Below are 12,132 nucleotides of genomic sequence, written 5' to 3'. Positions count from 1 at the left end.
CCGAGTCGATTGCCGCCGTTGCGTCATTTCGGCATGCTCTGCTTCCTTGTGCAAGGTGTTGGGCGATCCATGCGCACATATCCTTGTGTCGCGCAGCTCCTTGCGAGCAACCGCAAACCGGCACCGGAGAAAACCCGGGGGAGGACCCAGATGACGGACCATATGACAGAGGCTTTCGACATGCGCGTGACGGCGCTCGACCTTGGGACGGACGGGGGCGCGAACGGGGGCGCCTGCGAGGTGAGCGAGGCGACGGCGCGCTACTTCGAAAAGTGCCAGGAAAAGCTGGGTCTCGTGCCCAACGTGTTGAAGGCCTATGCCTTCGACGACGTGAAGCTCAGGGCCTTCACCGACATGTACAACGACCTGATGCTGGGGGCATCAAGGCTGTCGAAGCTGGAGCGGGAGATGATCGCGGTGGCGGTCTCAAGCGTGAACCGCTGTTTCTACTGCCTGACCGCGCACGGGGCAGCGGTCAGGCAATATTCCGGCGATCCGAAGCTCGGCGAACTGATGGTGATGAACTACCGGGTGGCGGATCTGAGCGAAAAACAGCGTGCCATGCTCGATTTCGCCGTGAAGCTGACGGAGAGGCCGGCGGAGATCGTGGAGGCCGACCGGCAGCGTTTGCGCGACGCAGGGTTCTCAGATCGCGACATCTGGGACATCGCCAGCGTGACGGGGTTCTTCAACATGTCGAACCGGGTCGCGGCCGCGACCGACATGAAACCGAACGAGGAATATCATTCGATGGCTCGGTGAGTGGGGCGAGGTGAGGGGAATGGCAAAGTTTGCCATTCCTGCAACTTGCGCTATCTTGCTTGCTTGGGGGAGAAAGGGCGCGGGCCTTTGGGGTCAGGGGAAGGTTGAGACCATGGCGACGATGAACGTATCGCTTCCCGACGCCATGAAGGCGTGGGTGGAAAGCCGCAGCGCCGACGGGCGCTACAGCAATGCGAGCGACTATGTGCGCGATCTGATCCGCAAGGATCAGGAGCGGCAGGCCGCCGTGGACATGCTTCAGGCTGCGATTTCGGAAGGTGTGGAGAGCGGCGAGCCGGTCACTTTCGACCCGCAAGCCTTCAAGGCGCGCATGCGTTCACGCGATGCCGGCTAGCCTTCCCGGCGTTCGCCTCACGCCGCGGGCGCAGGACGATCTGGAGGAAATCTGGCGCTACACGGCGCGCACCTGGTCCGAGCGGCAGGCCGATGACCACATCGACGAACTGATGCGGGTTTTCGCCGCCATCGCCGCAATGCCTGCCATGGCGCCGCGTTACGACGAATTCAGGCCGCCGGTGCGCATTCACGTCCACGGGACGCAACTGATCGTCTACGATGATGCCGATGGCTCTATTTCCGTTGTGCGTGTGCTTGGCGCCCGGCAGGATTGGCGCTCGGTCCTTGCAAGCGTGAAGCCCTGACCCAGGTTATCAGGGGCGTGCGCCCCGGATGACAATTGACCGCATTGCGTGTATTGAACCGCGACGCTGAGAGCGCAGTTTATGTGAACCGGCCGCTGGGCGCCGGTGTTGAGGAGCATGGGACGATGGTCGCGAAGATCTTTATCGATGGCGAAGCCGGCACAACGGGTCTGCAGATCCGCGAGCGTCTGGCCCAGCGCCGCGATATCGAGCTTCTCTCCGTGCCGGCGGAGCGGCGCAAGGAACAGGCCGCGCGCGCGGAGCTTCTGAACGCCGCAGACATCGCCATTCTCTGCCTGCCGGATGACGCGGCGAAGGAATCGGTCTCGCTGATCGACAACGACACCACCCGCGTGATCGACGCCTCCACCGCGCATCGTGTGGACCCGGCCTGGGCCTACGGCTTTGCGGAAATGTCGGGCGATCAGGCGGGCGTCATCGCCGCATCGAAGCGCGTCGCCAATCCCGGCTGCTATCCGCAAGGCGTGATCGCGACCGTGCGCCCGCTGATCGAGGGCGGGCTGGTGCCGGCGGACTATCCCTTCGCCGTCAACGCGATTTCCGGCTATTCCGGTGGCGGGCGCAAGATGATCGAGGCCTATGAGGCCGCTGCCGATCCCGCTCCGTTTGCGCCCTACGGGCTGACGCTCAACCACAAGCACTTGCCGGAGATGAAGCTCTATTCGAAGATGGGGATCGATCCGGTCTTCGTGCCGTCGGTCGGCAACTACGCGCAAGGCATGGTGACGATGGTGCCGCTGCAGCTCTCGACGCTGCCGGGCAACGTCACCGTCGCGATGCTCTACGATGCGATCCGGGCCTGGTTCCGGCCCGGCGGCTTCGTGGATGTGGCGGAGCTGGCGCTGGTCGACAAGCTGCCCGCGCTCGATCCGCGCAGCTTCAACGGCACCAACGGCATGCGGCTGCATGTCTTCGGCAACGATCAGCGCCGGCAGGCGGTGCTGGTCGCCGTCTACGACAATCTCGGCAAGGGCGCCTCGGGCGCGGCCGTCCAGAACATGAACCTGCTGCTCGGCTGCGACGAGGCGGAAAGTCTCGCGGCCTGAGCACCGGCACTGAATTGGCGATTTCGGGAGCAAGAAGAGGACGAAATGGACAAGTTCACCACGCTGACGGGTGTTGCGGCGCCGCTGCCGCTGATCAACATCGACACCGACATGATCATCCCCAAGCAGTTCCTGAAGACGATCAAGCGCACCGGCCTCGGCATGGCACTCTTCCACGAGATGCGCACAAATGACGACGGCTCGGAAAACCCCGATTTCATTCTCAACCAGCCGGCCTACCGCAATGCCAAGATCCTGGTTGCGGGCGACAATTTCGGCTGCGGCTCGTCGCGCGAGCATGCGCCGTGGGCGCTGCTCGACTTCGGCATCCGCTGCGTGATCTCCACGTCGTTCGCCGACATCTTCTACAACAACTGCTTCAAGAACGGCATTCTGCCGATCCGGGTATCGGAAGACGAGCTGGAAAAGCTGATGGACGACGCCGAGCGCGGCTCCAACGCGACGCTCACCGTCGATCTTGAAGCCCAGGAGATCAAGGGCCCGGACGGCGGCACGATCTCCTTCGAGATCGACCCGCACCTCAAGCACTGCCTGCTGAACGGCCTCGATGACATCGGCCAGACCATGCAGCGCGCCGAGACCATCGCCGGTTTCGAGCACAAGATGGAAGAGGCGCGCCCCTGGGTGTAGGACGCACGCGTCCTTGAGAGACGATGAGCCCCTTTCCCGGATGGCCGGGGGAGGGGCTTTTTCTTTGCGCCAGAGAAAGCGGGAGACCAAGGCGGGTGCAATGCGGGCGACGGGGCGACGGGGCGGGAACCCTGCGTGAGACCGGCAGTTGGCGCTCCGATCCCTCTGCCGTCATCACCCGGCTCTGTCCGGGTGATCCAGTGCAAGCCAGGCATTCCACGGCCAGCCATGGATTGCCCGGACTTCGCCGGGCAATGACGGCGGAGGGATTGAGCGTCGCCTCGCGATTTCAAATTGGAGCGCGGTGGGCATGACAGAGGGGGAAGGCCGCATGCCCCGATCTGTGCCTGTGCTGGCGCCGGTGTCCGTGCCGGGGCGCCTGTTTGGGGGCGCGGGCAGATCCCCGTCTTGCACGATGTCATTCCCGCGCAGGCGGGAATCCAGCACTCCAGAGACGTTTGCGGCTTGTGCGCCGCAGCTGGATCCTGTGGTTACTGGATCCCCGCCTGCGCGGGGATGACAATCGAATGGGGGGTGGATCCGGCGGTAATTCTGGCGGCGTGGCCTTTGCGCCCATCCCTCCGGCGTCAACCCGGATCGTTTCAGCCTTTCACCGATGCCGCCTTCTCGGCCAAACCGTGCCGCGCCTATCCGCGTTCCGAAATCGCGCGCCAGATCTTCTCTGGCGTCACCGGCATGTCGATATGGTCGATGCCGAGAGACGACAGCGCATCCATGATGGCGGAGACGACGCAGGGCAGGGCGCCGACCGTTCCCGCCTCGCCGGCGCCCTTGACGCCCAGCGGATTGACCGCCGTCGGCACCGCGTGCGGGATCACCTCGATTTCCGGCAGGTCGTCGGCGCGCGGCATCCGGTAATCCATGAAGGAGCCGGTGACGAGTTGCCCGGTGCCAGCCTCGAAGACCACTTCCTCGCCCACCGCCTGGCCGTAGCCTTGCGCGACGCCGCCCTGGACCTGGCCCTTGACCAGCGCCGGGTTCACGACGGTGCCGACATCGTCCACCACCGTATAGGCGAGGATATCGGTGCGGCCCGTTTCCGGATCGATTTCGACTTCGCAGACGTGGCAGCCATTGGGAAAGGTGGCGTTTTCCGGTGCCGCCCAGGCATCCGCCGAAAGCCCCGCCGGATCGGAGGCGGCGAGCGCATGCAGGCTGACGGAGCGGTCTGTGCCGGAAATGCGGAAGGCGCCGGCCTCGAAGGCGATATCCTCGGGAGCTGCCTCCAGATGATCGGCGGCCTTCAGCAGCGCCTTGCGTTTGACCTCCTCCGCCGCGCGGAAAAGCGCCGTGCCGCCGGAGCCCATGGTGCGCGAGCCGAAGGTGCCGGTGCCGCGGGCCACGCGGTAGGTGTCGCCGGTGACGATCTCCAGCCGGTCGCGCTCAAGGCCCAGGAAGTCGAGTGTCATCTGCGCGAAGGTGGAGCGCGTGCCCTGGCCGACATCCTGCCCGCCGATCAGCACCGTGGCCTTGCCCGTCTCGTCGAAGCGCACCTCGGCGAATTCGGAAAACGGCTTGCCGAAGGGGCCGCCGGCGATCTCGATCGGGTTGGCGATGCCGATGCCGCGCAGGCGCCCGCGTGCCGTGCTCTCGGCCTTGCGCGCGGCAAAGCCGTCCCAGTCGGCGGCCTTGAGCGCACGGTCGAGAACGGCGGGAAAATCGCCGCTGTCATAGGTGTAGGTGAGGCCCGTCCTGAACGGCATTTCGGCCGGGCTGATCATGTTGCGGCGGCGAAGATCCACCCGGTCGATGCCGGTGCGGGCGGCGGCGAGGTCGATCAGCCGCTCGATGATGTAGGTCGCCTCCGGCCGGCCGGCGCCGCGATAGGGGGTGATCGGCTGGGTGTGGGTGTGGACGCCGCGCACCTCCACCGCGATCGCCGGCGTGCGGTAGACCCCGGCGAGCCCGCCGACATTGCCGATCGCCGAGGTCGGCGTGTTGCGGCTGAAATAGGCGCCCTGGTTGGCGAGCGTCGTCACCTTCAGCGCCAGGAACCGGCCTTCGGCATCGAGCGCCAGCGCGGCATGGCTTGCCTGGTCGCGGGCATGGGGATCGCCCTGGAAGGCCTCGTTGCGGCTTGAGAGCCAGCGCACCGGCCGCCCCAGCTGGCGTGCGGCCCACAGCACAAGCACGTATTCCGGCAGCGGCGCGTTCTTCATGCCGAAGGAGCCGCCCACATCGCCGGTGACGAGCCGCAGCCGTTCCGGCGGAATGTTCATCAGGCCGGCGGTGTAGTCGCGAACGGCATGGGTGTTCTGAACGCCGACATGGAGCGTGTAGCGGTCTGTCTGCGCATCGTGGAGGCCGATGGCGCAGCGCGGCTCGATGGGCGAGGCGACGAGGCGGGAAATGCGCAGGTCGGTCTCCACCGTGTGCGCGGCCTCGGCGAAGGCGGCCTCCACGGCGGCCATGTCGCCGGCCCGGTGGAGATAGGCGACGTTGTCCGGCACCTCGTCCCAGACGCGCGGCGCGCCCTCGGATACAGCCTCCAGCACTTCGGTGACCGCGGCAAGGTCCTCGTAATCGACGGTGACGGCCTCGCGCGCGTCCTCCGCTTGAGCCGCCGTTTCCGCCACCACGGCCGCGACGATATCGCCGACGAAGCGCGTGCGTTCCGCGCAGATCATGGCATAGGGCGGCTGGAAAGCGGGGCTGCCGTCGGCCCGCCTGACGGGCGCGATGGTGGAGATGGTGCCGAAACCGGCCTGCTCCACGTCCTTCCCTGTCAGGATGGCGAGGACGCCGGGCATTTCGCGCGCGGCGGCGCAATCGAGCCCGCCGATGCGGGCGCTGGCAAACGGCGCGCGCACGAAGGCCATGTGCGCCTCGCGCTCGAAACGGATATCGTCGGTGTAGCGGCCGCCGCCGGTCATGAGACGGCGGTCCTCCTCCCGGATCCATCGCGGATCGGGCGTCGTCATGGGGTTGGTCATGGCTGGTCCGTTTGGCGGGCGATGCGTGGGTGCGGGAAGTCTCCTCCGCCAACATGTTTAACGCAGGACCCCGGGGACGTATAGCGCGGGAGGGCATGTGTCTGATGGAGCGCAGTCCTGCCCGCACGCCTGCCCGAACGCACGATGAGGCGTCCGGCCGGAGGCGCGCGCCCGCGAAGCATTGTCCGGGCCGAGGTGAGAGTGACGTCGGGGAGTGACGGCGCAAGGCGCGGGGTGGGGGTGGAGTTTTCCAGTTTACCCCCAGCTTGTCGAATTCCCCTCTTGCCTCGCGCGTTGATCTCCCATAAAAACCCGCCACGCACCAAGCGCAGCCGGCCTCAGCCGACGCAGCCTTGGCGGCAAGGGCGATTAGCTCAGCGGGAGAGCGTTCCGTTCACACCGGAAAGGTCACTGGTTCAATCCCAGTATCGCCCACCATTCGTTTCAATCACTTGGCTCTGTTTTCCGAAACCCGCATCGCTGACGGGTTTTCATGGATTTATGACCGTCGGCGCGATGCTGTGTCGGGGGTCGGGTGTGCCGACCTATCCGTATCGGTATCTCGCCGCTTCAACCGCGCGGATCGGCCTTCATCGCGCGGGGGGCCTTCTTGAACCAGCGCCGCGCGGCATGGGAAAAGGCGGCCTGCTCCGAATAGCCCAGCAGATACGTGATCTGTGAGAGCGAGTAGCGCCCGCTCTCAAGCAGGCGCTCGGCCAGTTCGCGGCGCGTTTCCTGCAAAAGCCGGGAATAGGTCGCCCCCTCGCGGGACAGGCTCCGCTGGAACGTGCGTACCGACATGCCCATGGATCGTGCCGCCGCTGCGTGCGACGGCGCGCCGCCGGCTAAGGACTGACCGATGAACTGCCGGGTCTGGGCCGCGAGCGTGCCGCGCGCCGGCAATTGCTCAAGATCGGCCTCCGCAAGACGCTCAAGGTAGCCCAGAATGTGTGGCTGTCCCGCCCGGTGCAGCCGGCGCAGGGCGACGCGGTTGAACTCGATGTGCGACGTCTCGGCGGAAAAATGCAAGGTGGGGCCGAAGATGTCGTGCAGAGCCTCCAGGCCTGCTGTCGGCGGACAGGCGAAATAGGCGGCCTCGGGTGCCAGCGGCGCATCGAAGAAGCGACGCGGCACCAGCGCGAGAAGGCCCAGCGAACAGATCGTCCCCGCGTGGAGCGCGGCGTTGTGGGCCGTCGTGACGCGCGGATGATGGTAGAACAGCAATATCCGCGAGGGCGTCGCCTTCAGTTCCAGCGTCGTGTTCTGATTGAGCAGGCGGTTGAAACGCACGATCCGGGCATAGATCTCCTCCGCCGAGGTCGCTTGCGAGATCACGTCGCCCAGCAGGCCCAGTTTCGAGAAGTCCGCATTGAGCGCCACCAGCGCGCCGACCTCGGGCCCGCCGTAGCGCTGTTCCAGCCGCTTCCACAGGTCGAGCAAGGCCGCTTCGGCGACGTGTTCGTTTCCGAAGCGCTCGGAGCGGCGAAGTCCGAAACTCAGTTTCCGTGCTTCCTCGTCCCCCAGCAGCGATGCCTTGCGGGCCGCGTCGATCGTCATCTCCAGAAGGCTCAGGGACGACGCCGACGATAGCGGTGTTGCTGCCCGATTGTGCATTGGCGTTGTCGCCTCCGTCCTCGAACCGCGGCGAGGTTACGTCATGTTGGCGCGGATTATCAAGTAAATGGCACCGAAACACAAGTTTAGCCCGCGTGAGGCGATACGGTTCTTCGGTGTTTGCAAGGCCACAAGGAGCACATCATGCAAGAGACCGACATCAACGATCGTGCGGCGGCGCGCACCGGCAATGCCCGGCTTTTCAATGACCAGACGTATCATTTCCAGGCGCTGCGGGTGTTGAGCGACGCACCCGCCGGGGCTGCCGACATTGCCGAGGTGCTGCAGGCGATCTCGCATGTGCCGGAAGGCGACGCAGGCGCATGGTATGACGCGTTTTCCGGGATCGCGAAGCGCAGCGAGGCTCTTGCGCAAGGCTGCGCCGATGCCACCAGCAGCGGTCTTGCCCGGCAGCGCGCCCACAGCTACTGGCGCACCGCGGAGTTCTTTCTCGCGCCGAAGGACCCGCGCCGCGAAATCGCGTGGGAGCGGCAGATCGCCAATTTCAACGAGGGGCTCGACAAGCTCGGCGTACGCTACGAGCGCTTCGCGGTCCCTTATGAGAGCGGTCACCTGAACGCGATCTACTACGGGGCTGAAAACGGAGCGGACAAGCCGCTCATCGTGATCGCCGGCGGTTTCGACGGAACGCTCGAAGAGCTCTACTTCATGTTCGGCAAGGACGCGGTGGAGCGGGGCTACAATGTGCTGACCTACGAAGGTCCGGGCCAGTGCGGGCTGGTGCGCGAACAGAACATGTATTTCACGCACGAATGGGAAAAGCCGACCTCGGCGCTTCTCGATCACTTCGCCGCGACCTTCGCCAAGCCGGAACGGATCGTCCTGCTCGGCATCAGCCTTGGCGGCTATCTGGCGCCACGCGCCGCCGCCTTCGACGATCGCATCGACGGGGTCGTCTCGTTCAACGTGATGTACGATTTCGGCGCGGTGTGCGAGCCGTTTCGCAGGCTGGCGGCCAATCCGGCCGCCCGCGATCTGCCCGGCGTCCACTGGGCGGTCGAAAACGGCTGCTGGGTGTTTGGAACGGATACCGCCGACGAATTCGTCGATGCCACCAAACCGTTCACGCTGGCCGGCGTCGCCGACAGGATCAAGGGCGATGTGCTCATCCTGGCCGGGGAGGCGGACCATTTCGTCCCCGTCACCCAGGTCCAGCAGTTCGCCGACGCATTGATCAACGCGCGTTCGGTGGAGAAGGTGATCTACACGCGGGAGACCGGCGGCGCAGAGCATTGCCAGCTGGGGGCGGCGACGCTCTGGCAGGCGACGGTGTTCGACTGGCTCATTCGCCGTTTCGGCTGAAGGACCTGCCGATCCGGACGATCGGTCCTTGCGGCATCGGGCGCCGTGAAGATCGATCGCCGGGCCGGCGTCTCGCCGTTCACCACGTCCGGCGACGGCCGTTGTCGATGTGATAGTGGCTGCCGGGATAGTACTTGTAGCCGCCGACCTCGCGCTGCGCCTTCAGGAAGGCGATGACCTTGCCCGGGTTGCCGCGGACCTTGAAATCGACCGCCCGGCAGGAGCGGTGCAGCGAATGCGGCGCGCCGCCCTTCCACCAGTTCTCCAGCCACCAGCGCTTGGTCGAGGTCACCGTGACGTGGCCGAAACGCTCCGACACGCGCACCACGACCCGCTTCAGCGACCCGGGAACGCACCACTTGGTATCGTTCCAGGTGACGTTGGACTGGTCGAGCCAGCCGAAGCCGGGAATCGAGGAGCAGCCGGCAAGCGTCACCATCATGAGAACGCTTGCGGCCAATACGGAGAGCCGCCTGGGATACGCCATACCAATAACCCTTGCGGACGAGGCGATGAGGATCGTCGCGCCCGCGTTGCTCGCGCCCCCGCACGAATATTCCGACCCCCGGTGATGGATCGGATGCTCGCGCCGAACGGTTAAAACTTTAACGATAAGTATGGTTAACGCTTCAGCTTTCGCGCGCTTGGCGTTGAGGCGGGGGCAGGGGCGTGGATAGGGGTGGACGGTTTATGCGGGCGTGGCGCTGGCGAGGTCCTGGACGGCCGGCCAAAGCGCGTCGAAGGAGGAGATGATCCGGTCGGGGCCGAGTTCGCTCACCGGCACGGGCGTGTAGCCGAAATCGACGGCGACGACCGGAATGCGCGCGGCGCGCGCCGCGTCGATGTCGGTCACGGAATCGCCGACCATCAGCGCGCGTGCCGGGCTGCCGCCGGAGCGGTCGATCGCGCCCAGGATCGGCATGGCATCGGGCTTTGGCCTGGCGAAGGTGTCGCCGCCGACGATGGTCGAAAACCGCGCGGTCATGTCCAGTTCTTCCAGCAGCCGGCGGGCGAGGCCTTCCAGCTTGTTGGTGCACACGGCGAGCTTCCAGCCGGCCTCCGCAAACCGGTCGAGCGCCGCCTCGACGCCCGGAAAGGGGCGGCTGGCGACGGCGATATTCTGCGAATAGTGCTCGATGAAGGCGTTGAACAGGATTTCCATCTCCGCCGGATCGAGATGCTCGCCCGCCATGTCGAACCCGCGCTGCAGCATCACCCGCGCGCCCTGACCGACGAGCTGGTTCAGCCCCTCCATCGGAATGGGCCCGAGGGAGCGCGCCTCCAACACGGCGTTGAGCGAGGCCAGGAGATCGGGCGCGGTGTCGACCAGCGTGCCGTCGAGATCGAAAACGAGAACGGGAGCGGGCAAGGCGAAAACTCCTGGAAAGCGCGGATGAGAGTTCGGGGCTAGCCGGTTTGACGGCGTGGCGCAAGCGGAGACGCCGGGGATCTAGGGCGCGGGGAGGGGAAGAGAAGGGGCAAGGCAAGGGGTGCGCCCGCAGGGGCGCACCGATTCTTCCGCCCTATTCGGCGGCCGCGCGGCGGTGCTGTTCGGCCGGCTCGCGCATGGTGACGAGTTCTTCGGCGGCGGTGGGGTGCACCGCCATGGTGGCGTCGAAGTCCGCCTTGGTCGCCCCCATCTTCAGCGCGATGCCGAGCACCTGCGAAAGCTCGCCCGCATCGGGGCCCAGCACATGCACGCCGATAACCCGGTCGGTGTCCGCATCCACGAGAATCTTCATCACCATCTTCTCGTCGCGGCCCGACAGCGTGTGCCGCATGGGGCGGAAGATCGAGCGGTAGACGTCGACATTCGGATAGGCGGCGCAGGCCTCGCGCTCGGTCAGCCCGACGGTGCCGATTTCCGGCTGCGAGAAGACCGCCGTCGGGATCAGCGAATGATCCACCGTGCGCGGGCTCTTGCCGAAGACCGTGTCGGCAAAAGCGTGCCCCTCGCGGATCGCCACAGGCGTCAGGTTCACCCGGTCGGTGACATCGCCGATGGCATAGATCGACGGCACGTTGGTGCGCGAAGTCTCGTCGACCTTGATCTCGCCCTTGCCGCCCAGCTCCACGCCGGCCGTCTCCAGTCCCAGGCCATCGGTGTTGGGCCTGCGGCCGATGGCGAACATGATCTGGTCCGCCTCCACCGTGGCGCCCTGGCGCAGGTGGCCCTTCAGGCTGCCGTCGGACTGGCGCTCGATCTTCGTGAAGACCTCGCCGCACAGGATGCGGATGCCCTTCTTTTCCATCTCGTTATGGACGGCGGTGCGCAGGTCGTCGTCGAACCCCCGCAGGATCTCCTCGCCGCGATAGACGAGCGTCGTCTCCGCGCCAAGGCCTGCGAAGATGCCGGCGAATTCGACCGCGATGTAGCCGCCGCCGGCAATGGCGATGCGCTTGGGGAAGCTGGAAAGATGCAGCGCCTCGTTGGAGGTGATGGTGTGTTCCACGCCCTCCACCGTGTCGTCGAGATAGGGCCGCCCGCCCGTCGCCACGAGGATGTATTTCGCGCTGACCGTGCGGTTGACGGCCTTCAGCCGCACCTCGTGCGGGCCGACGATTTCCGCCCGCGTGTCGTGCAGTTCGACGCCCGAACGCTCCAGGTTGCGCCGGTAGATGCCCTCAAGCCGGGCGATCTCCTGATCCTTGTTGGCGATCAGTTTCTTCCAGTCGAACGAGGTCTCGCCGACGTGCCAGCCGAAGCCCTTCGCGTCCTCGAAATGCTCCGAATACTGAGAGGCGTAGACCAGAAGCTTCTTGGGAACGCAGCCCCGGATGACGCAGGTGCCGCCATAGCGGTATTCCTCCGCGATCGCCACCCGCGCGCCGTGGGTGGCCGCGATGCGGGCCGCGCGCACGCCGCCCGAGCCCGCACCGATCACAAAGAGGTCGTAGTCATAGTCCGCCATTGCCGGCTCCATTCAAACGTCCGCGCCGCGCGACGAATTCGGCCGGCGCATTCTCAAGACACGTGCGCTCTGCAAGAACCGGCGGTCGATGCCGGTCCGCACGACACATGTTTTAGACATAGGAGACGAGCAACCCGGCCGCCAGCGGCGGCCCCGTCATGCCATCGGACCTGCCCTGCGGCGGCCA

General features: G+C 65.9%; 11 protein-coding genes and 1 tRNA gene. 7 read left to right on the top strand and 5 right to left on the bottom strand.

Going from position 1 to position 12,132, the window contains the following annotated elements; genetic code table 11:
* Nucleotides 1-180: 180 nt before the first annotated feature.
* The 5 genes from V2L18_RS17915 (at nucleotide 181) to leuD (ending at nucleotide 3,142) form a co-directional block, all read left to right on the top strand.
* Nucleotides 181-762, top strand: coding sequence for a peroxidase-related enzyme (locus V2L18_RS17915; RefSeq protein ID WP_336179782.1), 582 nt, complete (start codon nucleotides 181-183; stop codon nucleotides 760-762).
* A 112-nt stretch (nucleotides 763-874) separates the two neighbouring features.
* Nucleotides 875-1,117, top strand: coding sequence for a type II toxin-antitoxin system ParD family antitoxin (locus V2L18_RS17910; protein WP_336179667.1), 243 nt, complete (start codon nucleotides 875-877; stop codon nucleotides 1,115-1,117).
* On the top strand, nucleotides 1,107-1,424 hold the full coding sequence (locus tag V2L18_RS17905; RefSeq protein ID WP_336179666.1) for a type II toxin-antitoxin system RelE/ParE family toxin: 318 nt from the start codon (nucleotides 1,107-1,109) through the stop codon (nucleotides 1,422-1,424). Before V2L18_RS17910 ends, V2L18_RS17905 begins: the two co-directional genes overlap by 11 nt.
* Nucleotides 1,425-1,549: 125 nt before the next feature.
* A complete protein-coding gene (argC, locus tag V2L18_RS17900) occupies nucleotides 1,550-2,491 on the top strand; it encodes an N-acetyl-gamma-glutamyl-phosphate reductase (RefSeq protein WP_336179665.1) in 942 nt (313 codons plus the stop codon).
* A gap of 45 nt (nucleotides 2,492-2,536) precedes the next feature.
* Complete coding sequence (gene leuD, locus V2L18_RS17895; protein ID WP_336179664.1) at nucleotides 2,537-3,142, top strand: 3-isopropylmalate dehydratase small subunit; 606 nt, start codon at nucleotides 2,537-2,539, stop codon at nucleotides 3,140-3,142.
* A gap of 647 nt (nucleotides 3,143-3,789) precedes the next feature.
* Here leuD and V2L18_RS17890 read toward each other — a convergent pair.
* The gene (locus V2L18_RS17890) at nucleotides 3,790-6,096 is read right to left on the bottom strand and encodes a xanthine dehydrogenase family protein molybdopterin-binding subunit (RefSeq protein ID WP_336179663.1); all 2,307 of its coding nucleotides are present in this window, start codon (nucleotides 6,094-6,096) and stop codon (nucleotides 3,790-3,792) included.
* 363 nt (nucleotides 6,097-6,459) lie between these two features.
* On the opposite strand from V2L18_RS17890, the gene V2L18_RS17885 reads away from it, so the two are divergent.
* A tRNA-Val gene (locus V2L18_RS17885) sits at nucleotides 6,460-6,534 on the top strand.
* 132 nt (nucleotides 6,535-6,666) lie between these two features.
* On the opposite strand, the gene V2L18_RS17880 is transcribed toward V2L18_RS17885, so the two are convergent.
* Nucleotides 6,667-7,653, bottom strand: a complete 987-nt coding sequence (locus V2L18_RS17880) for an AraC family transcriptional regulator ligand-binding domain-containing protein (RefSeq protein ID WP_336179662.1) — start codon at nucleotides 7,651-7,653, stop codon at nucleotides 6,667-6,669.
* A gap of 201 nt (nucleotides 7,654-7,854) precedes the next feature.
* Between V2L18_RS17880 and V2L18_RS17875 the strand changes: the two genes are divergently transcribed.
* Entirely contained in the window at nucleotides 7,855-9,033 is a 1,179-nt protein-coding gene (locus V2L18_RS17875) for an alpha/beta fold hydrolase (protein ID WP_336179661.1), read from the top strand.
* 79 nt (nucleotides 9,034-9,112) lie between these two features.
* On the opposite strand, the gene V2L18_RS17870 is transcribed toward V2L18_RS17875, so the two are convergent.
* The 3 genes from V2L18_RS17870 to gor all read right to left on the bottom strand — a co-directional run bounded on the left by V2L18_RS17870 (nucleotide 9,113) and on the right by gor (nucleotide 11,945).
* On the bottom strand, nucleotides 9,113-9,520 hold the full coding sequence (locus V2L18_RS17870; protein WP_336179660.1) for a D-Ala-D-Ala carboxypeptidase family metallohydrolase: 408 nt from the start codon (nucleotides 9,518-9,520) through the stop codon (nucleotides 9,113-9,115).
* Nucleotides 9,521-9,721: 201 nt separating this feature from the next.
* A complete protein-coding gene (gene gph, locus V2L18_RS17865; RefSeq protein ID WP_336179659.1) occupies nucleotides 9,722-10,402 on the bottom strand; it encodes a phosphoglycolate phosphatase in 681 nt (226 codons plus the stop codon).
* Nucleotides 10,403-10,556: 154 nt separating this feature from the next.
* Nucleotides 10,557-11,945 carry a glutathione-disulfide reductase gene (gor, locus tag V2L18_RS17860; protein ID WP_336179658.1) on the bottom strand — a complete coding sequence of 463 codons (1,389 nt, stop codon included), beginning with the start codon at nucleotides 11,943-11,945 and terminating at the stop codon, nucleotides 10,557-10,559.
* Nucleotides 11,946-12,132 lie beyond the last annotated feature (187 nt).

Origin of the sequence: Breoghania sp. JC706, assembly GCF_037026715.1 — a bacterium.
Taxonomy (GTDB): Bacteria; Pseudomonadota; Alphaproteobacteria; order Rhizobiales; family Stappiaceae; genus Breoghania.
Note: the sequence above shows the minus strand (reverse complement) of the source record. Positions and strands in the feature narration are given on the sequence as shown.

Coding starts and splice junctions, on each gene's coding strand:
- V2L18_RS17915 (WP_336179782.1), top strand. CDS start 181: ATGCGCGTGACGGCGCTCGACCTTGGGACGGACGGGGGCGCGAACGGG.
- V2L18_RS17910 (WP_336179667.1), top strand. CDS start 875: ATGGCGACGATGAACGTATCGCTTCCCGACGCCATGAAGGCGTGGGTG.
- V2L18_RS17905 (WP_336179666.1), top strand. CDS start 1,107: ATGCCGGCTAGCCTTCCCGGCGTTCGCCTCACGCCGCGGGCGCAGGAC.
- argC (WP_336179665.1), top strand. CDS start 1,550: ATGGTCGCGAAGATCTTTATCGATGGCGAAGCCGGCACAACGGGTCTG.
- leuD (WP_336179664.1), top strand. CDS start 2,537: ATGGACAAGTTCACCACGCTGACGGGTGTTGCGGCGCCGCTGCCGCTG.
- V2L18_RS17890 (WP_336179663.1), bottom strand. CDS start 6,096: ATGACCAACCCCATGACGACGCCCGATCCGCGATGGATCCGGGAGGAG.
- V2L18_RS17880 (WP_336179662.1), bottom strand. CDS start 7,653: ATGACGATCGACGCGGCCCGCAAGGCATCGCTGCTGGGGGACGAGGAA.
- V2L18_RS17875 (WP_336179661.1), top strand. CDS start 7,855: ATGCAAGAGACCGACATCAACGATCGTGCGGCGGCGCGCACCGGCAAT.
- V2L18_RS17870 (WP_336179660.1), bottom strand. CDS start 9,520: ATGGCGTATCCCAGGCGGCTCTCCGTATTGGCCGCAAGCGTTCTCATG.
- gor (WP_336179658.1), bottom strand. CDS start 11,945: ATGGCGGACTATGACTACGACCTCTTTGTGATCGGTGCGGGCTCGGGC.